This window comes from Pseudoalteromonas sp. SMS1 (genome assembly GCF_021530565.1).
Classification (GTDB): Bacteria; Pseudomonadota; Gammaproteobacteria; order Enterobacterales; family Alteromonadaceae; genus Pseudoalteromonas.
This window is the reverse complement of record NZ_JAKGBI010000025.1, coordinates 18,750-41,977: the sequence shown is the minus strand read 5'-3', so window position 1 is coordinate 41,977 and position 23,228 is coordinate 18,750. Positions and strand designations below refer to the sequence as shown.

At 43.2% G+C, this 23,228-nt stretch carries 14 protein-coding genes; 9 read left to right on the top strand and 5 right to left on the bottom strand.

Annotated features, from left to right (window positions below):
* Positions 1 to 170: 170 nt before the first annotated feature.
* The 6 genes from L1286_RS21085 (at position 171) to L1286_RS21060 (ending at position 8,702) form a co-directional block, all read left to right on the top strand.
* Positions 171 to 1,247 (top strand): serine hydrolase domain-containing protein, encoded by a 1,077-nt coding sequence (locus tag L1286_RS21085; protein ID WP_235409012.1) that lies wholly within the window; start codon positions 171 to 173, stop codon positions 1,245 to 1,247.
* Positions 1,248 to 1,433: 186 nt separating this feature from the next.
* On the top strand, positions 1,434 to 4,238 hold the full coding sequence (locus tag L1286_RS21080) for a TonB-dependent receptor (protein ID WP_235409011.1): 2,805 nt from the start codon (positions 1,434 to 1,436) through the stop codon (positions 4,236 to 4,238).
* Between the two features lie 53 nt (positions 4,239 to 4,291).
* Entirely contained in the window at positions 4,292 to 5,629 is a 1,338-nt protein-coding gene (locus tag L1286_RS21075) for a DUF5690 family protein (RefSeq protein WP_235409009.1), read from the top strand.
* Between the two features lie 26 nt (positions 5,630 to 5,655).
* Entirely contained in the window at positions 5,656 to 6,465 is an 810-nt protein-coding gene (gene phnX / locus L1286_RS21070) for a phosphonoacetaldehyde hydrolase (protein ID WP_235409008.1), read from the top strand.
* Entirely contained in the window at positions 6,462 to 7,871 is a 1,410-nt protein-coding gene (locus L1286_RS21065) for an FAD-dependent oxidoreductase (protein ID WP_235409006.1), read from the top strand. Before phnX ends, L1286_RS21065 begins: the two co-directional genes overlap by 4 nt.
* A 138-nt stretch (positions 7,872 to 8,009) precedes the next feature.
* Positions 8,010 to 8,702, top strand: a complete 693-nt coding sequence (locus L1286_RS21060; protein WP_235409005.1) for a UTRA domain-containing protein — start codon at positions 8,010 to 8,012, stop codon at positions 8,700 to 8,702.
* 100 nt (positions 8,703 to 8,802) lie between these two features.
* Here L1286_RS21060 and L1286_RS21055 read toward each other — a convergent pair whose 3' ends face one another.
* Entirely contained in the window at positions 8,803 to 9,966 is a 1,164-nt protein-coding gene (locus L1286_RS21055) for a DUF819 family protein (RefSeq protein WP_235409003.1), read from the bottom strand.
* 332 nt (positions 9,967 to 10,298) lie between these two features.
* Between L1286_RS21055 and L1286_RS21050 the strand changes: the two genes are divergently transcribed.
* Positions 10,299 to 11,933 carry a methyl-accepting chemotaxis protein gene (locus L1286_RS21050; RefSeq protein WP_235409002.1) on the top strand — a complete coding sequence of 545 codons (1,635 nt, stop codon included), beginning with the start codon at positions 10,299 to 10,301 and terminating at the stop codon, positions 11,931 to 11,933.
* A gap of 165 nt (positions 11,934 to 12,098) precedes the next feature.
* On the opposite strand, the gene phnW is transcribed toward L1286_RS21050, so the two are convergent.
* From phnW to L1286_RS21035, 3 genes are all read right to left on the bottom strand, one after another.
* Positions 12,099 to 13,193 (bottom strand): 2-aminoethylphosphonate--pyruvate transaminase, encoded by a 1,095-nt coding sequence (gene phnW, locus L1286_RS21045; protein ID WP_235409000.1) that lies wholly within the window; start codon positions 13,191 to 13,193, stop codon positions 12,099 to 12,101.
* 179 nt (positions 13,194 to 13,372) lie between these two features.
* Positions 13,373 to 15,472, bottom strand: a complete 2,100-nt coding sequence (locus tag L1286_RS21040; protein ID WP_235408998.1) for a TonB-dependent receptor — start codon at positions 15,470 to 15,472, stop codon at positions 13,373 to 13,375.
* Positions 15,469 to 16,923, bottom strand: a complete 1,455-nt coding sequence (locus L1286_RS21035; RefSeq protein ID WP_235408997.1) for a PepSY domain-containing protein — start codon at positions 16,921 to 16,923, stop codon at positions 15,469 to 15,471. The genes L1286_RS21040 and L1286_RS21035 overlap by 4 nt, the downstream gene beginning before the upstream one ends.
* Positions 16,924 to 17,184: 261 nt before the next feature.
* On the opposite strand from L1286_RS21035, the gene L1286_RS21030 reads away from it, so the two are divergent.
* Both L1286_RS21030 and L1286_RS21025 read left to right on the top strand, forming a co-directional pair.
* Entirely contained in the window at positions 17,185 to 17,469 is a 285-nt protein-coding gene (locus L1286_RS21030; protein WP_235408995.1) for a YciI family protein, read from the top strand.
* A gap of 1,065 nt (positions 17,470 to 18,534) precedes the next feature.
* Entirely contained in the window at positions 18,535 to 19,059 is a 525-nt protein-coding gene (locus L1286_RS21025) for a GNAT family N-acetyltransferase (RefSeq protein ID WP_235408994.1), read from the top strand.
* A 59-nt stretch (positions 19,060 to 19,118) separates the two neighbouring features.
* Here the strand turns inward: L1286_RS21025 and L1286_RS21020 are convergent, their stop codons facing one another.
* Positions 19,119 to 23,144 carry a response regulator gene (locus L1286_RS21020; protein WP_235408993.1) on the bottom strand — a complete coding sequence of 1,342 codons (4,026 nt, stop codon included), beginning with the start codon at positions 23,142 to 23,144 and terminating at the stop codon, positions 19,119 to 19,121.
* Positions 23,145 to 23,228 lie beyond the last annotated feature (84 nt).

The following is a 23,228-nucleotide window of genomic DNA, read 5'->3' as shown; positions in this document are numbered from 1 at the left end:
ACATGAAAGGTTTGGTTAATCAGCAAAGTTGAATGATACTATTTAAGCCAGAGTAAGCGTTTTAGATAAATAACTATTCATAACCCACTCATGATTACAGTGTGGTTAAAATTAGTAATCCTATCTTTTTCCGTGGCTTAGGTGTAGAGTTGGCAATAAAAGAGTCGTTGATGTTTAGAATAATTGTTCAGTCATTGCTATGTTTGATCACGTTATCAGGGTGCGGTTTTGGTGATGCACGCAGTGATTCTGAAAAACTAACAGACTTACTTGCTCAACATGCTGAGCAGCATAATATCCCAGCCCAAGGACTGCTGGTGTTACACCAAGATAAAGAGGTGTTTAAAGCAGTCTACAGTAGTGAGTTGTTTCAAGCCGAGCATCAGCTGACTAAAGACAGCTTATTCCCTATCTACTCAATCAGTAAATTATTTGCCAGTGTGTTGATTTTGCAATTTGCTGAAGAACAGCAAATTGCACTCGATCAACCCGCATCACTTTATGTCCGTGGATTGCCAAGCGCTTGGCAAAATATTTCTATTAATGACTTTTTGAATCACGCCTCAGGTATTCCTGAGTATTTTGATCGAGCACCACGTCATTTCGCTTTTGCATCAAATAAAAAAGACGTATTCGCGAAGCTCCAAGCGAAGCCGGTACATTTTTCTTCTGGTACAAAGATAAGGTATACACAGACCAATTATTTGGTGCTCGCGGCCATATTAGAATCAGTGTCTGGACTGAGCTATGAACGGCTTGTTGAGCAGCGAATTTTAACCCCGCTCGGCATGAAAAACACGTTGAGGCTGAAGCAAGCACAAAATAACAGGGATGTGGTTAAGGCATATGATGTCAGTGGTGGAAAGTTAGTCGAGATTGAACCTATCCTTTGGCCCGACTATAGTGTGGTACATGGTGGCTACCACAGTAACTTAGAAGATATAGGGCGATTTTTATCGTCAGTTACTACTGGTAAGTTAATAGCGCAATCGCAACTTCAGCATTATTTTCAACCTTATCGCTTGCGAGATGGCAATATCGGTTACTTTGCGTCTGGTTGGGATTATGCACGTAATTCGCGTATCCAAGAACTAGGGCATGATGGCGGTACATTGAGCCGTGTTAGAGTTGTATATAAAAACAAGTTGAATGACGCACACATCATTGTGTATTTTACAAACGGAAACAGTGATGGTGTTTGGTCTAGAGATCTTGTGGATGCCGTGCAAGCAAGCTTATCGCTGTAACTGTGTCTTCGCCATCAAATGATACTTCCTCGCCTATGCGATAGACCACTTTTATTTAAAACTCGATTTGTCTTTTTCCTTAAATCAACCTTTAACTAAACCGTCACGCTAGTGTAAAAAATCACCATTACTCTAATTGCAACAAATTGGTCTAGACCAGATAAACCAACATTTGAGATAAAAGCAATGAGTAAACTCACACAAATCGCAGCTGCGATAGTTTTGGCTAGTAGTGCAAGCGTTTATGCCAATAGTGGCAAATTGGTAGGGATAGTTGAAGATCCGCAATCAAGCTTATCCGGCGCCATTGTGCATGTTAAAGACCATGATATTTCAACGGTGACCGACTATCGAGGCGAATTCTCATTGTCGAAGCTGGCAAGCGGTCGTTATACCCTAGTCGTTTCATATATCGGTTATGGCGATGTGGAAATTGATGTTGACGTTGTTGATGGGAAAGTATTGCAACTGGATCCCATTGTTTTAAACAGTCGTCAAATGATGGAAGAAGTAGTGAGTATCGGGCAAATCTTTCGCGGTGAAATGGCTGCCGCGAATACGCAAAAGAATGCCCTCAGTATCAAAAGTGTCATTGCCGCAGATGGGATCGGCAAGCTGCCGGATAGGAATGCTGCTGAGGCGGTGCAACGGATCCCTGGGATTTCCATTGAACGTGATCAAGGGGAAGGCCGTTTTGTCGCTGTCAGGGGGTTACCAGCACAGTGGAGTTCAACGAGCATGAATGGTAATCGTTTGCCTACGGCAGAAGAGGAAACCACCAGCCGTGCGACGGCGTTTGACTTCTTTCCCAGTGAATTAATTGAATTCGTTGAGGTGTCCAAGGCCATCACGCCCGATATGGAAGGAGATGCAATTGGTGGAAATGTAAATTTTATTACGAAAAAAGGTGCAGATGCATTCATCTTAAAAACCAATATTGGTATCGGCCAGAATGAGCTTGCAGATGGCAGTAACTACTCAGCAAATGTGATTTACGGCGATAGAGTGTTAGATGACAGGCTGGGGTTTATTATCAACGCGACTGCTTGGAAACGTGATTGGGCGACTGATAACTTTGAAACTCGTCGGCGCGGTAAAGAAGAAGAGTATGGGATCTATCGGTTAGAATTAAGAGATTATACGGGCACGCGTGAAACGTTTGGCCTAAATGGGTCGATAGAATATGATTTAGACAGTGGCGCAATCAGTGCGAGTGCATTGTATGGTACTTTGATAGACGATGAAACGCATTATAAACACCGGCTGCGCTTCGATAAAGATCGTATAGAGCTACAGCATATTCGCGATGAGCTTATTACAGAAATGTCTGGGTTTGAGTTTAGAGGATCGCATGACTTCGGCATAGACAAGGAGTTTAATTGGCAAATCGCTAGCTATGACAATGAATTTCGCTATGGTAATAAGCCAAACCAGCAAGATCACAGTTATTTTGTTATGCGCTTTGACCAACAGGTCGAGTATGCAGGTTTGAAAGAGGCTAAAAACGGCAAGTCATATGCGTATAACATCATCGACGGCGGTCAAGACCCGTGGAATGGGATCCGTACTTACTTACCCGACAACTTTAAAATGGACCCATCTCGAAGTCAGTTGTCTTGGGTTAATCTGTATAAAGTCTTCGTCAATGAAAAAGATCGGGTCGTGTTCAATGCGGATCTTGCGTGGCAAATAGACCATGTATTCGCTTTGAAATTTGGCGTTAAATACCGCGATAAACAGCGACAAGCGGGTTTTTCTGATGAGTTCTATCGTTATGGAGAGAGCCATGGTGATGCACCGACACTGGATGGTTTTACGCTGTCAGAACAGCCGGGGCGCAGTGACTATTTATCTGAATTACCCGTTAATTATCAGGCTATTTTTGCGCCGGTTGCCGCGACAGAAGAAGCAATGCAATTTTGGAACCGCAACAAAGCCCAATTTGAATTGGATGAAGCTGAGTCTGCGTTGGTCAAAAACGGCGGGGCACTCGGACGTAATTTCACGGTGAATGAAACACATGCATCGATATATGGGATGGGTATTTATCAACTGAGTGATGATATTGAGATTGTCACTGGATTACGCGCGACACACACCGACACCCAAGTATCGGGTTTCACTTATCTAGAAGATTCAGGCTCACTCATTGTGAACAATCATACCAAAGATTACTGGGCTATTCTGCCGTCGTTCCATCTTACATATCGAGCAAATGAAGAGACCAACTATCGCGTTGCATTGACACGTACATTTGCACGGCCCGATTTTGGAGATTTAACTGCCGGTGGCACCTTTTTAGAACAAGAGCAGCAGCTGAAAACGGGCAATCCAAATTTAAACCCGACTTTTTCAACGAATCTAGATGTGATGGTCGAGTATTATTTTGAGCGCGTCGGCTTGCTATCTGCTGGCGTATTTTATAAAGACATTAAAGACCCCATCTATTGGTCTACGCGAAAAGATACATATCGTGGCGTCGATGGTATTAGTATTACACGTCCAGAAAATGGTGCCGGTGCGAAAGTTACTGGCGTTGAAGTGGCATTTAATCGCGACCTTGCGTTTATTTCCACCGGCTTGGAAAACTTTGGCGTGATGAGTAATGCAACATTTATGGACTCTCAGATGACAGGGCTTACCCGAGAAGATGACCCTGCTATCCCACGTCAAGCGGATGAGCTATATAACTTCACACTGTATTATGATGATACACAATTTGCTGCTCGGATATCGATTAATCACAAAGGCTCGTACATCACCGAACATGGCGCTGGCAAGTTTGCTATTGAAGAAGATATCTATTACGGCGCGAACACCACCGTTGATTTCACCACGTCATATCAACTTAATGAGCATGCACTCGTGTATTTAGAGCTCAATAACCTAACTGACGAGCCATTGGCATACTACCAAGGCAGCAAAGGGCGTCCTGTGCAAGTGGAGTACTATGGTATGCGCGGAATGGTCGGGTTCAATTATCAGTTTTAGTCATTAAAGTCTTATGGCAGGTGTCAGAGCCTGCCGATACGAGTAGAAATATCATGATCAATTTTCGCCTTTGGCAGCAACCGCCCACTTGGCTTGAAAGAGCGAGTGGCGTAGGCTTTGTCTTGTTTGCCGCATCGAGTGCATTCTTAACGTACTTTAGTATGTATGCGTTTCGTAAGCCATTTTCAGTGAACTCATATGAAACTTATAACAATTCAGAATGGCTAATCAGTTTTAAAGTGGCATTGATATTGGCGCAGGTATTGGGCTATTTATGTGCTAAGTTCATCGGCGTAAAAGTCATTGCAGAAATGCGCCCGAGTATGCGTGCATCCGTGATTGTCGGTATGATTTTGAGCGCTGAACTTGCATTGGTGTTATTTGCCTTAACACCCGTTGGGGTCAATGTGGTTTGGCTGTTTGTGAATGGATTATCCCTTGGCATGATTTGGGGCGTGGTGTTTAGCTACTTAGAAGGGCGCAAAAACACCGAAATACTTGGTGCAGTGCTCAGTGTGACCTTTATTTTAGCCTCAGGACTTGTGAGAACGGTTGGGCAATGGCTGGTGGTCACATTGAATGTACCCGAATTGTGGATGCCAGCTGCGACTGGTGCTGTCTTTTTACCCTTATTGCTTTTCAGCGTGATGTGTTTAAACAGTATTCCAAAACCCACGCAAGAAGATGAACAAGCTCGGCAAAAGCGTGCGCCAATGAGTGGCCAGGCACGTTGGCAATTTTTTAAGCAATATTGGTTTGGCATACTCGCGTTGGTACTGAGCTTTTTACTTTTTACTGGTTTCAGAGACTTTAGAGACAATTTCTCTGCCGAAATTTGGCAAGCGCTGGGTTATGGCCATGAGCCGAGTATATTCGCGTATGCAGGGATCCGGATTGCTTTTCTTGTTCTATTGGCAATGGCTGCTTTAGTTCTCATCAAAAACAACCGGACGGCGTTTTTTGCCAATCATTATTTTATTTTGTTTGGTGTTCTGCTGCTAGCTGGCAGTACGTACAGTTACGAAATGCAGTTACTCTCTTCAAAAGCCTGGATGGTGCTACTTGGTGCCGGTTTATATATCAGCTACATCCCATACAACTGCTTTCTGTTTGACCGACTTATCTCTGCGGTGGGGTCGACAGCCAATGCTGGTTTTTTGATTTACCTTGCAGATTCTGCAGGATATATCGGATCGGTGGGCATTTTGCTTTACAAAACATTTGCCACGCCAGAGCTCTCTTGGTTGCAGTTTTTTATCTCTGCCTGTTATTGGGTCGCAGCCATTGCCGGCGTACTCGTCGTAAGTGCGCTCATTTACTTTAAAGCCCGGTTGCTCAACAAGCACACGCAACAGGTATCTTCTTCGCGTATTGCAATCGCATCTAACTAACATAATGACACATATTAGGAATTCACATGAAACACATAGAAGCACTTATTCTAGATTGGGCAGGTACGGTTGTTGACTATGGTTCGATTGCGCCGACCAGTATCTTTGTCGAAGCATTTAAACGAGGCTTTGACTTTGATATCACTTTGCAAGAAGCCCGCGGCCCAATGGGCATGGGAAAATGGGATCATATAAATACGTTGCTCAGCGAACCCAAAATTCGTACTCGTTGGGAAGCGAAGTTCGGCCGAATGCCAACACCTCAAGATGTGGATCATATTTATGAAACGTTTATGCCATTGCAAATAGCCAAAGTGGCTGAGCGGGCAAAGCCGATAGACGGCACGCTGGAGGTGATCCATAAGCTACAAGCGAGCGGCATAAAAATAGGCAGCTGCTCTGGGTATCCGAATGCGGTGATGGAGGTGCTGGCTCCAGCGGCGGCAGAATATGGATATGTGCCAGATTGCGCTATAGCAAGCGATGACTGTATGTCAGGATCGCGTCCTGGGCCTTGGATGGCACTGGAAAATGTACAACACTTGGGAATTTCTCGCGTTGCTTCTTGCGTTAAAGTAGATGATTCGATCCATGGTATTACGGAAGGGTTAAACGCAGGCATGTGGACAGTCGGCATTGCAATTACGGGTAATGCGGTTGGGCTCAGCGAAGAAGAATGGAGCGCGCTAGACAGTTCACAGCAACAGGGATTAGCGCGTAACGCATATACACAGCTATCCTCTGCCGGAGCACATTATGTGATCGACTCACTTGCGGATATTGAGCCTATTTTACAGGAAATAGAGTCAAAATTGGCACGTGGGGCGCGTCCATGAAGCGTTTTCAACCATTTTGGTTTGATGAAGCCATCGATAGTGCAGATTTGGACTTAGCAAAGTCGTTAGAACATGACATTGATACGGACGCTTGTATTGTGGGAGGCGGATTTACAGGCCTTTGGACTGCTATTATGCTCAAGCAAGCTAGACCGGCGCTCGATGTAACTGTGATTGACAAAGGGTTATGTGGTCAGGGAGCCTCGGGTCGAAATGGGGGGGCAATGCTGACTTGGTCTACAAAGTTTGCCAGCTTAATTAAGCAGTTTGGCTTAGAGCAAGCTCGCTTTTTTGTACAAAACTCAGAGCAAGCTGTCCATGAGATTCATCAATTCACTCAGCGTTATGGTATTGATTGTGATTGTCGAGTTGATGGGACTTACTATACTGCCTCGAATCAGGCTCAGGTTGTCAAGTTGGCGCCAGTGCTCGAACTGCTTGAAAAGCACCGGCTTAACCATTGGCAGTTGGTAGATGGACACAAACTTCAGGCAACAGGCTCAAATGCGAATAAGCGCGCGATTTTTAGCCCCCATGCAGGCAGTATTCAACCTGCTAAATTAGTTAGAGGTTTGCGCCGAATTGCCATAAAACTGGGGGTCCGTATTTTTGAGCATACCGCCTACCAGTCTCATGGCGGTGGCGAAACATTAGTTATCTCAACGCAACAGGGCCATACGATTCGAGCGACGAGTTTAACGTTTGCCGTGAATGCTTGGTTACCCTCACTGCTCAGCGAATTTGCAAGAAGTGTGGTTTTGGTATCAAGCGATATGGTTATCACAAAACCGATCCCCGCACTGTTATCAAAACGCAATTTACGCCATGGCGCGCCGATTATTGATGCACGAATTTTTGTTAACTACTACCGAACAACACCTGATGGTCGTTTGATGTTAGGTAAGGGCGGTAATTATTTTAGTTTTGCCAATCAAGTGAGTCGGCGGTTTGACCAAGCAAGTCGTTATTCAGAGATGTTAGAGCACTCTGTTAAGTACTTTTTCGGCAAGGCCTTACCGATTGAGCGGACTTGGACAGGCCCATCCGATCGCAGCGTGTCAGGTATGCCATTCTTTGGACAGCTAACAGGGCAAGATAATGTTTTCTATGGGAGTGGCTACTCGGGCAATGGCGTGGTGCAGTCCTACTTGGGTGGCAAAATTCTCAGTGCCTTAATCATGAAACAAAACAACGCGTGGTCAAGGTGTGCATTGGTGAATGGTCAATTATCGAAATTTCCTTTTGAGCCATTTAGAAGCGTGGGGGCTTATACCATAAGAAACGCAATAAGGCGCAAGGAACGTGCACAAGATATGGGCAAGGTGCCGTCAAAGCTCGATATCTGGCTAAGTGGATTAAGCGGCAGTGCCGCCAAGTTAGATCCCGATGTTAAGGGCTTTGGTTAGGGTCATAGCTGAATTAATCACAGCGGTTGCACAATATTTTGTTTTGAATGTCATGATATTACGTGCATAGAGATTCAGATTGTCATAAAACTCACGTAAGCTTGTCATATCTTGCTGGTTTAGGCCCTAAATAATGCCATGTTGCTATATCAGAAAATTCGTAACTATATCCAAGATTTGTTATCTCAAGGCTCTATGCAGCCTGGATCTAAACTGCCTTCAGAGCGTGATTTACAGGACACATTCAATTCCACTCGAATTACAGTCAGAGAAGCATTAGCAAGACTGGAAGCTGAGGGAGTGATATATAGCCAAAAGCGCCGAGGCTGGTTTGTGACACCGCAAAAACTGAGATGGCACCCTGCACGTAAGGTGAACTTTAATCGCTTAACCAATGAGCAGGGCTTTGCACCAAAAACCGAAGTGATCAGCATAGCCCCTCCAAGCGCTATGTATAGCATCGCCAATGATTACTTTAATGGAGATGCGGTCTATCAACTAACACGCGTTAGGAAACTCGATGGTCGCGCAATTTTAATGGAACAAATTTACTGCCTTGCAGCGCGCTTTAATGGACTGGAAAAGCAACCTTTAAATGGTTCGATCACAGAAATCATGTCAGCGCAGTATCAAGTCGAAATAAGTCATGAGCAATGTGTGATAAGTGTCACGGTTTTACCGGATGACGTCGCACTTAAGCTTGAAAAAAACAGCGGTGCGCCGTGCTTAAAGGTAAAGCGTGCACGCTATGATGTGCACGAACAATTGGTTGATTACAATATTGAGTATTGGTTGCACGATGCGATCGAAATGGTGGTAGAAGGCGTTTAAACCGTGCAGAAAACTAAGCTCAGCTGGTTAGATAACGGGCGTTTTTATGAACCGGCTGAGCGTGGCTCAAGCGAGTACTCGAGCCGTTAACTTGAAGGGGCTACATTGCTTGAAGCAACATGGCAACGCCAATACCCCCCCCTGTACCAATGATAACCCCCATGAGGGCCATCAAAATCGCCACGGGTACTAATGTTTGACTGTATGCCGCTGCCAGCACGGGAGAAGAGGCCACTCCGCCAATATTTGCTAACGATGCGATACCACAGGTGAAGAGATCTAACTTAAAGAGTTTTGCAATGGTCGTGAGTATGACGCCATGGATCAGCAAGATAACAAACCCTGCAAGTATGTATGCAGGTGCTTGGGTGAGTTCAGCAAAGTTGGCATTTGCCGCGATGAGAGCGACTAATGTGTATAGCAGAACGTTTGAAAGTTGCGGGGAGCCTGGAATTTTACCAAGTGGAGTCATGGCACATACCACACCGGCCAAGGTGACTATCATGATACTCCAAGTTGTGCCATTCAAAATTGCATTTTGCGGTAGCAAACCCGACACATAGGTCGCCAGCGCAGATAGGCCAAACGCGCAGCCGAGTAACAGCATCATATCAGGGAAGGTTGTTTCTTTGCGTATTTGGTCATTGGATAGCGTGAGTTTTTGCTGTAAATCGTCCAATGTGCTGGTATCAGCCTTAGTCCAAGCGTTGAATTTGTGGGCGAAAGGCACTAACGCCAGTAAAAACATAATCCACATTGCATAGTCAATGGAATCAATTAGCAGGGTATAACCCATTCCCGCATCATTTAGGCCAAGGGACTGCTGAACCGCGACCATATTCTGCGTCCCCCCAATCCAGCTGCCAGCAAGTGCGCCAAAGGTCAATGCGGCATTGTCACTTAAAACGCTTTGGAAAAGAGCAAATGACACGACAAAACCAAGCACGATACTTAATGTCGCAGCAAAAAACGTCCCGAGTAATTTTGGACCGAGCTTAACAATGTCTCTTAGGTCTGCACGCAAAAGCATCAAAAAAATCATAGCGGGTAGAATGGCCGTTCTTACTTCTGCGCGTGCTTGTTTTACGGAGTCTGTCATATCCCAGACACCTAGTGTGGACATGACCATGGCAGAAAAATAGATAATAATCACCGCAGGGACGTATTTAAAAAAACGACCATCTTTATATTTATTTTCATACCAAATCACAAGGCCTGCAAAAAACATTAAAAATGCAATAAATGAGAATCCATCTTGGATCATGTTTTCCTCTTTTTCTAATTATTATTTAATTGTCGATATGCTAGCTGATCTAGCTAGGAAAAACGACGCCCATTTAAACAATGTGTTTAGTGCACTCAGATTTTTATTGTTCCGAAAGAATAAAAGGCCATGTCTAAGGCACCAAGTTTGATCTCATGACTGTTTAAAGTTGAGAATAGTATGGAGTATAGACTAATGGGTAATTGCTTTTCTGTTGTGTTTGTTTTTATCTATCCCTATGTTTTAAATGAATTTTATTTTTATTTTCACTGGCGAACGATTTCTGCGTGTCTATATTTAAGGTTCAATATGTATGCAAGAAGGAACAACTTATGCGAACGTTAAGGCAGTGTAGTATTTATCAACGCCTCACGATTTTAATTGGAACGGTGATTGCCGCTTTGGTGATCCAAAACATTTTAAATTTGCAGCGCCAATATGCTGCACTAGAGTCACAACAATATGAAAAAACACAAAGTCTCGTAGAAAGTGCACACAGTATATTACGTCACTTTTATGCACAGCAACAAAGCGGGGCACTCACGGAGTCTGAAGCCAGACAGCGAGCTTTAAATACGTTATCTAGCCTGAGATATGAAGAGGATAACTATTTTTGGGTTAATGACTTTCAGCCTGCGATGGTGATGCACCCATTTAAACCAAATTTAAATGGTAAGTCATTAAAGGGCGTACAAGACCCGGATGGTAAAGCGCTGTTTGTCGATATGGTAAACGTGGTATCACGTCAATCCAGTGGGTTCGTGCCCTACAAATGGCCAAAGCCGGGGGCACAAGAGCCCGTTGAAAAAATTTCTTTTGTAAAAGGGTTTGAACCATGGCAGTGGATCGTGGGATCGGGTGTTTACCTCGACACCATTTATTCGGAATACCAATCGCAAAGAAATGATCTCCTCATCGACTTTGCCGTGATCATTATCTTATCTATTAGCCTCAGTATTTTGATCTCAAAAAGTATCCTGCACCCAATTCGCGAAACCGCCAATACGATGAAACGCATTGCCAATGGAGATGGGGATTTGACCTTACGTCTCGATGAGTATGGTAAAGATGAAGTCGCTAAACTGACCAAGCATTTTAATGCCTACACAGAAAGAATGCGTAGCTCCATACTTAAAGTGGCCGGCAACAGTGACAGTGTAAAAAACTTGGCACATGAAGTTGACCAAGCTGGGCGTGGGAATTTGAACTTTATTGAAATGCAGAACGACAATAGTCGACAAGTGGCCACTGCTGTAGAACAAATGAGCATGCAAATACAAGAAATCAATAACAATGCAGAAGCGGCGGAACAAGCCGCAACAGATGCAATGAAAAACAGTGGATTAGGTAAGGCCACCTTAGCGAAAACAATCGGTACGATTGAAAGCTTATCGGGCAGTATTCAGCAAGTCAGCGAAGTGACGAGCTCTTTGGCAGAAGAAAGCAATAACATCGGTTCGGTACTAGACGTGATACGAGGGATTTCAGAACAAACAAATCTATTGGCATTGAATGCAGCAATTGAAGCCGCGCGTGCAGGCGAGCAAGGAAGGGGGTTTGCAGTTGTTGCTGATGAGGTGAGAACATTAGCAAGCCGCACGAGTGAAAGTACAGATGAAATTCAGTCGATGATTGAAAGACTGCAACAAGGAGCGCAGGCTGCGGTCATTGCCGTTCAGCAGAGTCAAGCTACTTCTATCGAATCCGTGCAACAGGCAAAAGAAGCGGATACGGCGTTGACTGAAATTGAACGGTTTATTGAAGTGATCTCGCAAATGAACAGTCAAATTGCGCGTGCAACGCAAGAACAGTCTCATGCTGCACAAGAAGTAAACCGCCGCATAACGGATTTGTCTGATTCTACAAACCTCTCATTGGATGCGACTCAATCGTTGACGGATACCAGTAAAGCGCTGCGCAGCGCCAGTCAAGAGTTGGGCTTAGTGGTGGAAGGGTTCAGAGTCTAGTATTGCCATATGGAGCGAGCTGTTCGGGGTTGCTCCATATGATCTGCGATAATCGAGCTGGTAACGACCATAAGCCTCGATACCGTGCTGGCAATATTACTTCGTATTTTTAGAGCAATCTCTATGTCGCAGTGCATAGAAAGACTGTGCACTGCGTCATTCTACTTACCAATACTTTGCTGTGGCGACAGCATCGAGTAACCTGGTAATATCGTGAGAAGTCACATCTCCAATATTCCCAATTCTAAAGCAATCTGCATTGGAAACTTTGCCAGGGTAAATAACAAAGCCGAGAGACTTCAGCTGCTGATAAAACCGCTTGAAGTTATACTCAGGCGATTGTGGAGAATAAAAAGCGGTTATAATGGGTGAGTGAAGAGCCTGCCCAAGCAAAGTTTTAAATCCCATTGCCTGCATGCCTGCAACCAGTAACGATTGATTTTTTTTGTATCTTTGATGACGAGCCGTTACCCCCCCCTCTTGCTGAAGTTCTGTTAACGCCTGTGCAAAAGCTCTGACTACGTGAGTGGGGGATGTAAAGCGCCACTTACCTTGGTATTGTTCCATCGTTTGCCACTGCGCATGTAGGTCGAGAGACAGAGAGCGAGCATGGCCTTTGGCATTTTCCATCAGAGCGTGTTTTGCGATGACAAATCCAAAACCAGGTACCCCTTGAATGCATTTATTCGCTGAGCTGATCAACACATCTATATGCCATTCATGCATATCAAATGGCACGCCACCAAAGCTGCTCATAGCGTCCAATATCATGACCTTTTTATGCTTTTTGACAATTTTAGCAATGTCTTTAACTGGGTTAAGTATGCCTGTTGTGGTTTCACAGTGTACCATTGCAACATGCGTAATTAAGGGGTCGCTAAGCAGTACCGTTTCCACATCTAAGGGCTCAGGAATTTGTGTTTCTGCGTAGCTCAACTCTGAATAGGCAATATTGAGATATTGTGCAATTTCTACAATGCGCGCACCATAGGCGCCATTATTGATGACAAGGAGTTTGCCGTCATTGGGGATTAAAGAGCCTAGTGCAGATTCAACACAGCTGGTACCACTGCCTTGCATTAATGTTGCGGTATAATCTGTGCAGCTTGTGGCAAGTCGACAAAGTTCGGCACGAATGGCCTGAACAATCTCTACATTGTAATCGTCATCCCATGTACACCAATCTTTTAGCATTGCTTCTTTGACAGTAATTGAGGTTGATAAGGGACCGGGTGTTAAAAGTAAATAGTCGTTATTCATAGTGCATCTTCTTTCTGGTCTATACCAGCTATTAGAGCATGAATATAATGACGGTTTGATGACGAAAACATGTCAATGATTCTTCTTCACCATGAGCGGACGAGAAAATAAAAGTGTGATATCGATGATGTTCGATATCACACTCGGGGCATCCAAAAGCGCTTCTTTACGCTGGGTCTTTAAAAAGTATAACTTAATCCTAGGTAGGCAGTTTGTGGTGCGCCAGGTTGAATACGCTCTCGGCCATAGCGTTTTTCCGCTTGGAGGGCGTATTTTTTGTCCGTTAAGTTGGCAATACGTGCATGCAGTTTTAATGCGTCAGACAGTTGATAGTTTACTTTTATATTGGCTATGGTGTAGCCATCATACTTTTCTGTGTTGGCTGCATCCATCCAATAATCTCCGATGCTTTTAAGTTCCGCAGTGACTTGGAGTCCATCAAACCGTTGGCTCGTATGATTGAGCCTTACGTTCGCAACATATTCTGGCGCCATTTGTAAACTTTTGCCAGTAAAGTCCTTTTCGTCTCTGTCTTGCCGATTCTGATCTTGGATATAGTGCCCAAACTCATGTTTTGATTGGCTATAGGCAAATGCGACAGACCAACTAGCGTCCAAAGTATAATGTGCACCGAATTCAAACCCCTGATGGCGAACTTCACCCGCATTGGTGCGATAGCTAGACATCAAATCATCATAGGCTGTTACGATGGCGTCGTTAACGTCCATTATATAATAAGCCGCTTCAATAGAGAGGTTATCTATATTCGCTTTGTAACCTATTTCGTAGGTGTCTGAGGTTTCTTCACGCAACGCGCTGAGTTGAGCGCTGGTTTCTTTGGTTTTAAGATGATACATCTCAGAGGTGGTTGGAAGACGAATGGCACTTGCATACCGTATATACATACTGGCATTGTCTTGGAGTTTATAATTTAAACTTGCTTTTGGACTTAGGTGTTTAAATGTATCACTGCGACTGGGGATAGAGCGATTATTAAAGCCGTCGTCATCGTAGACAGGGCGGTGGTTATCAAAGTCATATTGGTTATGATCATATCGCGCGCCGATGGCATAACTTAATTGCTCATTGATGTGGCCAATGTGCTGTATGTAAGGTGAAATGCCTGTATAACGTGTTGTGTCATGGTAAAAAATATGACCTTCAGGGTAAGTGATAGGGGTTTTACCCGGTGGCGTTGTTGTGGTTGGCTGATATGAATAGGCCTCCCCCTCTGAGCGTTCTATATCGATACCGACGGTTGTCTCAAAATTACTATGATGTTGAAAATTGCTTAGGACGAGTAGGCCCAGCGTTCTCACTGTTGACTCTACGTTTGGCATGTTTGGTTGCCATGTAGCGATGTAGTCGTTGCTCCTATAGCGGAGATAAGGTATCACAGATGCATAAAACTCAGCGTCGTCATATTGATATTCAGCACTTAAGCGTAGGTAGTTGGTGTCACGTCGAGGATCTATATTGAGCACATTTTGTGAGAGCCCAGATTGTGTCGGATCTGCTTCAAATTCATCCCCTTCTAATGCATCCAACATTTGTTGATCGAGCTGAGATGCTATTAGGCTGGTTTTTAGGCTGTGTTTATTATCTATGGCGAATTCATGAAGCACGTTGAACTCCGATTTTTTCACACTGCTGTGTTCTCGCCATCCATCATTGTCTAAATAAGCTGCTGAAACTCTGACACCATTTTGCTCTGACCAGTGGTGTGTCAGTGCGCCATTAAACCTGTTGTAGCCATGTTCACCAAACGTGGTTGCGAATTCATTCACGCTGTTTTCGACTGGTGCCGATAAAACGTTAACTGTGGCAGCAACGGCGCCTGAGCCATATAAGCTTGTACCAGCACCTTTAATAACCTCTAGCCTTGACGTTGACGAGTTAGTACTCGCCCACCACAGCGCATTGTGGTTGTAAAATGCCGCGGATTGCAGTGGTACGTTATCTTGTAGATAGAGCGTATACCCCCCATAGTTGATGGGCATACGAATGGCCGCATTGTGTCCTTGTCCGCCAGAGAGTTGATTTAATAATACCCCTGGAATAGTTTCTAGAGATTCTGACACGTGCTGGGCATTGTCATTTCTTATCACCTCTTTAGAGACGCTGCCGACGCTCAACGCTAAGTCGGTATTGGCCTTTGCACTTCGGCTGGCAGTAACAATGATTTGTTCAATTGTATCTGTACCATCATGTTGTGCGTTTGCGAGGTCCGCTTGCAATAGTGCAATCGTAATCAGTGAATAAGAAAAGCCTGATTTCATTCTGCTTGTTCCTTAGTTATTTTTAATAATTCTTTATGATGAGATGCGCGTTGCTTTTTAATTCGGTATTGGCGAATGGCTCTGGCGAAATATAAGCTAGTGCCGAGTATGGCAACGAATACAAGGCCAAGACAAATTATTGCGACAATACTATCGCGAAGTCCTTTGCCAATTGGGTTCAAAAAATGATATTTATGCAGATTTCCAAAGTGCCAGTTACGCGCGCTTTGCCAAGTATCCTCTATTGCTGCGACATAGCCAGTATGGGGTTCAACACTGTAAAGGTGGTTCGGTTGTTCGGCAAATCTGAGCTGTATGACAGGCAAACGTTTATTGATGAACCCATAAGTAGGCCCAAATCTATCGATCTGCTCAAAATGTTGCACGGTACCGCTTATATTCAGTTGTTCATTTAATATCTGTTGCACAAGTTGCAGATCAGTTTTGCTTGTGCGCGTGTCTTGCCAATAAGAGAACTGTGTTGCCCCTTTTTCACTCAGGGGGATTTGACTGTATATTTCGCCGTCAATGGCCACGAGTTGAAAATTCTGCCCCTTACTTAGCTGCATCGCCTTAATGGGGTCGTGGTCTAATGCTCGAGTCATTAATGTGTTGTCAGGTATTATCTGCCTGAACGATTGCGGATAAAACTTATCAATCAAGATATGCATGCTACTTGAAGCAAACCCCAATAGGCACACACTCAATACCAGCCCGAGACTTCTGTGCATTGCCTGTTTTGTTAAGCGAGAAGATTTTATACGTCGCCAGAGCATGCTATAGGCTATGAGTCCCAATATTGCCACAATAAACAATGTTGCACTAATGAGAAGCATAGGCACGATTCGCCACGGGCTGTGTCTATCTCCCACAAACTGCCAAGTATGTAATTGTTTAAACCAATAAGACAGTGATTCACGCAGCACTGTGTTGTGAGCAGTAATGCGTTTGCCTAGCGTATCAATGTACACGCGATTGCCATTTTCAAGGGTAAAGCGGTACACAGGCAAAACGCGGTTTATCTCTGGGTACGCAGTACTAAACTGGGTTATCAGTTTTGAATTTGAGATTGTTTGATGTGACCATTTATGGGCCAAATATTGGGCATATTGCTCGTCAGTCAAGATTGGGAGGTGCGGTCTGAGTGGCAAGTAGTGCATCGCGATGTGATTGAGTTTCAGTTCTCTAACTTGATAATAATAAGCACCTTTATAACTAACTAAACTGGCATGACTGAATCGTTCAATCTGCTTTTGGCTTAGCAAATCTTTTAAATGTGCATAATTTTGTAAATATTGCACATTAATCTGAGTGGGTGTTGCATTGATCCTAGGGGCTTTTGCAAAGTGCGACATTATTGGGTGTAGTAAGCCCGAGAGTGCCCATACAATGAAGGGAACAAGACAAAAAAGGGCAATGCGTCTATGCCATAAAAGTAGCTGTTTAAGCATATGATTATTATTATATTGGGGATAATGAGGGCATTATATTTGACTCACATTCGGAATGGCATGTGACAAATTGTCGCATGTTTGCTGCACTTGATTAACACTGCTTGAACCTAGTAAGTTGTAAACAAATGTGAGTATCTATATACATGTACCTTATTGGCTGATACATTATTAAAAGAATCGAAATAGGTGGTTCGTTATATTAATGCACACTTTGATTCAGCATTGAGCGCATATAAATTATTATAAAAAGGAACTGGCATGTTTATCGTCACACTAAATTATTTAGTTGGTTTATCTGAAGTTGATAAATATTTACCCCTGCATGTTGAATATTTGGACAGATGTTACGACGATGGTATTTTTTTAATGTCTGGTCGTACTGAACCTAGAACGGGTGGTGTGATCCTAGCTACTTCTACTTCAAAAGAGCAGTTAGAAGCGGTATTGAGCGAGGACCCTTTCTTTAAAACAGGTATTGCCGAATATCAAATTACAGAGTTTTTTCCCTCCAAAACAGCAAAGGAACTAGATTACCTATTGTGAACCTGACTCTCGCGAGAACCCAGGTTAGCGATTAGGTTTGTTTTTAAATGCCTGATTTAAAAGTACTTATATTTTCAGGTGTTTAATTTATTATTTTTCTTGCTTTTCTTTATAAGAGTAATGGCTTCATTATGCTATGCGGCATCCTATCAGGGCTGCCGCGACTTTCGTTTAAAATCCATGCAATAGACACCTCGTAGGGTTTACCTAGATACTCGTTTCTTCAAAGGCTCTGATAGTGACCAAGCAAGTGACATTTCTATTTGGTTGCAATATCGTATTGAATGCTCTTGTACTTTAAAAGCAAGGAAATAGCATTGAATATCCATCCTTTAAATTATTAGTTTGGAATATAATGCGTTTTAAATATATTTAAATTTTTATTATTTTATTCATTTCGGGAGTTTATTTACTCATGTTTGTGAAGTGTTTTTCTCAAATTGCATATTGAAAGTATATAGATGTAAACAGTATTAACAAAGTGTGTTTTGGTGTCTGTGTGGATCTATATACCATGATTACTGAGTCAGGCGTATCTACAGGTGTTGACTCGTGGTGCCATTATTCAACAACTGTTGCAATTAAAGCAATGTGTTGTTATTTGTTCTAGGGTAAGGCGTTGGCATACCCAAAACGCGTAAGGTATTGTGCATAAAGTTCTAAGTCCATCGCTCAACAAACCGTATGTCCGTCTCAAGTCGAATGTTAATCTTATCCTTGATAGGGGGGTTACAGCAGTTAATATATCAGGGAAAGCGTAGCTGGCAACTTAGATTTTAATGCTCGACGCAATCTACGAAGCACTCAAGCACTGCTGGCAAGGTGACTATAAGCGAGGCGTTATATTTCGGTTAGATCAGCGAGGTTGGTTGTATACACGATAAGGCGTGAAGTGGCGTTGCCTTCGTTCTCGGGGTTAAAACTTGGTGTCAGCAGTTTGATGAAGTAGTTTGATGAAGTAGATTGTTAAAGCTTCACATTTATCCAAAAATCAGTGGAGTGAAACATGCTTTTTGGAAATCATAAATGTGTCACAATGGTCGCAGCAGTCGATGGTGCTGTTCAGTGCAAGTAGATAAAGTATCGGTAAATATTGAAATGATAAGACATGCAAATATCCATGATGTGGCAAGTTTAGCCGCTCTTACACTGCAAGTTTGGCTGAATACTTATACTGTTGATGGGATGCGTAAAGCTTATGCCGACTTTGCTATTGAGCAATTTACAAAAGCACACTTTGAAGAATTACTGGCCAATAAAGCGTATAAAATACTCGTTTATGAGCGAGCGGGCGCCTTACTCGGATTTGCTATGATCAATACCGCCTCATTTTTTGGTGACCCAAGTCGTGGTTATGAGCTGGAGAAGCTTTATGTTCATAACTATTTCCATGGTCAAGGTATAGGCAAAGTGCTGTTACAGGCGGTAGCGCAGCATTATGGTTTGCCGTTTTGGTTATACACTTGGACAGAAAATTCATCTAACATGTTTTATCAGCGCTTGGGTTTTAAGCACGTTGGTGAATTCAGTTTTGAGTTTGCAGGACACACAATCCTCAATCACGTCTATGTGAGTCCGGCGTATTTATAAAAGAGGCCCTATTTATTGTGCTCCTAAGTGTTGACACATTGATATCGCTTAGACTGAATTTAAGCCGACTGATTGAGCAATTGTGCAATTAACTCTCTTGCTTGGTCAAATTCAAAATCTTCAATGAGCTCGACAAGCTGATTACAGGTTTCTTCGCTAATTTTGTGTTTTGTTTTGAGTTCGTGCACTTTCTCCACTGATTGCGTGTCACAAGCTAAAAGTAGCTCTTCCAACTCAATAAAGTCATTTCTTGTTATATTTAACGGAACCACGTTGGAAGTGGTTGGTTCGGGTGTTGGGGCGTCTTGATGTGCGTCAGACAATGCTTGATGGAGCTCACGTAAATACAGGGTCATTTTTTCAACATCCTGTGCCGCGACCTTTTCGCCTTTTGAAATTGCTGATTCTATGTCTGACGCTTGCTTTGAAAGCTCATCAATACACAAATTTGCACTTGCCCCTTTTAGAGAGTGCGCGATACGCTCCGCATGTTCGAAGTCCCCAATGACCAACGCCTGACTCAAATTAATGGTTTCTTCGATTTGGTTTCTGGCAAATTTTCTGATGATATTCCAAAATGCTTTTTCGTTGCCTCCCAATCTTTTTATCGCACACGTTACATCTACGCCTTTTAATTCTTGGTTTTTACTTTTTTCGTCGATAGGGGGTGGGGTGAGCGCATGTGGTTGCTTTGCGGCTGACTTATCGTTCGTACTTTGCTCTGACAGGGTGGAGGGGGTTCCTCGTTCAGTGGACAGGTGGGCTTTAATCGTTTGTGCCATTTGGCCAAAGTTAATTGGCTTGCCAATATGGCCATCCATACCAGCTTGGTCGCACTTTTCTAGGTCTTCTTTCATGACATTGGCGGTCATGGCGACAATGGGTAATTTATCAAACTTGTGATTACCTCTAATCGCTTTGGCCGCCGAGTATCCATCCATAACTGGCATTTGTATGTCCATCAGTACAATATCAAAGGGCTCGCTATTGACCATATCTACTGCAATTTGACCGTTATCTGCGATTTTTACGGATAAATTTAATGAACATAGCATCTCATTTGCGATTTCTTGGTTAGTACTATTGTCCTCAACGAGCAGCACTCGCTCTTGGTTAAATTCTATTGCTTGGGGCTCGGAGTTTGAGACCTCTTTTGAACATTGTGGTGCCAGTTCAAATGACTCCATGATGGCATCCAATAATACAGATGCATTGACCGGCTTGAGGATAATTGCATCAATCAAATCATGAATTTCTGCATTCATACCGATATCTGTGCCATATGCAGTGACCAGAATATACTTTGGTTCGATTTCTAGTTCGAGCGTCTTGATGTGTTTGATGGCGTCAATACCACTCATATGTGGCATTTTCCAATCCATAAAAATAATGTCGTATTGGCTTGCTTGTACAAGCTCGATAGCCCCTGAACCACTGGCGCTGCAAGTGACATTGAATTTCATTGCTTTTAGTAAGTTAGTTAGTATAGAACGCGCACTTTCGTTGTCATCAACGACTAACACCCGCTTTCCTGTTAGCTGACTATCTGGACAAATGACGTTGGTGAGTTTCGCTGACTGCAGTCCGCAACGTGTTGTGAAATAGAATTCAGAACCTTTGCCTTCCTCACTATTAACGCCAATACTGCCGTCCATTAGTTCTACAAGTTTTTTCGAGATACTAAGCCCAAGCCCTGTGCCACCGTACTTTCTGGTTATTGAGCCATCCGCCTGAGAGAATGCTTGAAACAATTTATCTTGCTGGGCCTGCGTCATTCCAATCCCTGTATCATGAACAGAGAACTTGAGTGTCGCCGTGTTTTCCTGTTGCTCAACCGTTGTCACTGAGATGGTGATTTCGCCTTGCTCTGTAAATTTAATGGCATTCCCACACAAATTGATGAGTACTTGTCCTAACCTCAAAGGATCGCCAATCAAGCTAATTGGCACATCTGGGGCGATATCAAGTAGCATCTCAAGTCCTTTTTCTTGCATCCGGATGACATTGATATTTACAACGTTATCAAGTACTTCCTGTAATGAAAAGTCAATTTGCTCAACTTCTAGCTTACCGGATTCAATTTTTGAAAAATCTAAGATGTCATTAATAATACCGAGTAAGCTCTTAGCCGCCTGATCAATTTTATTTATATAACCGAGTTGTTGTGTACTAAGCTCTGTTCTCAGGGCTAAGTGGCTCATTCCTATGATGGCGTTCATAGGCGTACGGATTTCATGACTCATATTGGCCAAAAACTCACCTTTAGCAGTACTCATTTCATCCGCTCTATCTTTCGCTTGGCGCAGCTCTTGCTCCATTTGCTTGCGCTCTGTTACGTCGAGTAAGAGTCCGACGACGCCGGCTAACTCGTTTTCTGCATTGGTGAAAACGGCTTCGTAAACGATGAAGTTTCTAGGTATATTTTCAGAATTGTTGATGGTGATTTCGTAATGCTGATTGGACGTACCTGTGAGCAGGTCTTGGTGCGATTGTTCGAATATTTGTGCAATTTCATAATTGAAAATGTCCTCGGCTGTTGCATCGAGTACGTCAGCATCAAATGTCCCGAAGTATTGGTGAAATACGCTGTTAACACCCAGGTATTTGCCCATACTGTTTTTGTAGTACATAGGGCTTGGGATGGCATCCAAAATCTTTTTATTCAACTCGAGTTGCTCAACGATGCGTTTCTCGGCCTTGGACTGCAAGTCGATGTTTTGCGTGAGCTGAAGACTCACTGCTAAATCGTTTATCACAGACTTTATCCATTTGTAGTCTTGATCCGTCAACGCAACCAAGCTGCCGAGCTCCAGTAGACCGATACTGTCGTTGCTCACCACTAATGGAAAGTAATATAGCTCGCAAATTGAAAGCTTTTCACCATTTAATTCAATGGCGTACTGATCCTTCTCAAATTTCATCGAGTATGGTTTTTGGGTGCTTAACACGTGAAAATGGATAGAATCGTAATTGCTATAAGTTTTCGCAGCACTAGAGCTATACCCTGTACCAGCAACCCTGTTTAGGACTTTTTGCTCTTCAAACACATAAAGACCGAGTAAAGGTACAGAGAGTCGCTGCTCTAAGAATTGCAGTAATTCTTCTCCCAGTTCATGGGGGTTCTTCTTCCCCCGAAGCGCCAGCCCAAAGTCTTTCATGATGGTATTGAACTCTAACTGCTCAGATAGGTCGCTCAACAACTTGTTCATCGACTTTGATAAGTCAGACAAATCACCTTTAACGGATTCGTCTAAAGTGAAATTATAGTTGCCTTGCTCAACATTCGTAACGACTTGTTTTTGAATTGAGGCAACAGGATTGATATAAAGTCGCCACAATAGGTAAAACGACAGGGCAATATTGACCAATAAAACCAAGTTAAAAATATTTCTCAGCAGGTAGGCGGTATTTAGACTGCTTTGATGGTTTTCAAGCTCAGTGTTTAATCGAGATGTAATGGCGCGATGCGCTTCCCCAATCGCCGACATGATTTTTGACTTTTCAATTAAGTAATTGTCGCTAAACAAGATCTTTTGTGCACTGATTAGGTCAGGAGCGGCATCTTTAACCCAGTTTCCGTATTCATCTTTGTGGATCCCTTCAATTGCATTAAAAGCACGCCTTTCAAGAGAAACTAATCCATTAGAGGTAGAAAGTGCATTTTGCATTTGTAAAAGCTCAAAATCTTGGGCGCCTAGCTGTTGAAATCGCTCAATTATGTTGTGCCCGTCATTGACTCTGATGATTGGGGGTAAGTTTGAATGTGGTGCTGCCAAGCTATCCCAGTAATCGTAGGTGTTTGCGTTGTCTGCCCGCACCTTTCCATCGCGCACTAGCAAGGTGTAACTGAACAATTGTTGCCATTTGTCGTTACCTGTGACTGCGTAAGCCCTTGCAAAGTTTGTCAAATTGTCTGAACTGAGTTTCAGTTCATGTGCCAGTTCGGTGAGTTTGAACAGCTGTGTTTGTTTTTCTGATAGCTCGCTGACTTCGGTTTTTACGTAATAAGACATCAACCCAATACCGATACTAACAAGGAGCATGATTGAGAATGTGATAAAAAAGCTGATTCTTAAACTTTTCATCGGATCCTATCCAAGCTTGGCGTTTCAGTAATAATAGACCTATATTTTTGTGTGTGGTGAACAATTGTCCAACAAATCAATAGA

Coding starts and splice junctions, on each gene's coding strand:
- L1286_RS21065 (WP_235409006.1), top strand. CDS start 6,462: ATGAAGCGTTTTCAACCATTTTGGTTTGATGAAGCCATCGATAGTGCA.
- phnX (WP_235409008.1), top strand. CDS start 5,656: ATGAAACACATAGAAGCACTTATTCTAGATTGGGCAGGTACGGTTGTT.
- L1286_RS21060 (WP_235409005.1), top strand. CDS start 8,010: ATGTTGCTATATCAGAAAATTCGTAACTATATCCAAGATTTGTTATCT.
- L1286_RS21040 (WP_235408998.1), bottom strand. CDS start 15,472: ATGAAATCAGGCTTTTCTTATTCACTGATTACGATTGCACTATTGCAA.
- L1286_RS21080 (WP_235409011.1), top strand. CDS start 1,434: ATGAGTAAACTCACACAAATCGCAGCTGCGATAGTTTTGGCTAGTAGT.
- L1286_RS21020 (WP_235408993.1), bottom strand. CDS start 23,144: ATGAAAAGTTTAAGAATCAGCTTTTTTATCACATTCTCAATCATGCTC.
- L1286_RS21075 (WP_235409009.1), top strand. CDS start 4,292: ATGATCAATTTTCGCCTTTGGCAGCAACCGCCCACTTGGCTTGAAAGA.
- phnW (WP_235409000.1), bottom strand. CDS start 13,193: ATGAATAACGACTATTTACTTTTAACACCCGGTCCCTTATCAACCTCA.
- L1286_RS21050 (WP_235409002.1), top strand. CDS start 10,299: ATGCGAACGTTAAGGCAGTGTAGTATTTATCAACGCCTCACGATTTTA.
- L1286_RS21035 (WP_235408997.1), bottom strand. CDS start 16,923: ATGCTTAAACAGCTACTTTTATGGCATAGACGCATTGCCCTTTTTTGT.
- L1286_RS21030 (WP_235408995.1), top strand. CDS start 17,185: ATGTTTATCGTCACACTAAATTATTTAGTTGGTTTATCTGAAGTTGAT.
- L1286_RS21055 (WP_235409003.1), bottom strand. CDS start 9,966: ATGATCCAAGATGGATTCTCATTTATTGCATTTTTAATGTTTTTTGCA.
- L1286_RS21085 (WP_235409012.1), top strand. CDS start 171: ATGTTTAGAATAATTGTTCAGTCATTGCTATGTTTGATCACGTTATCA.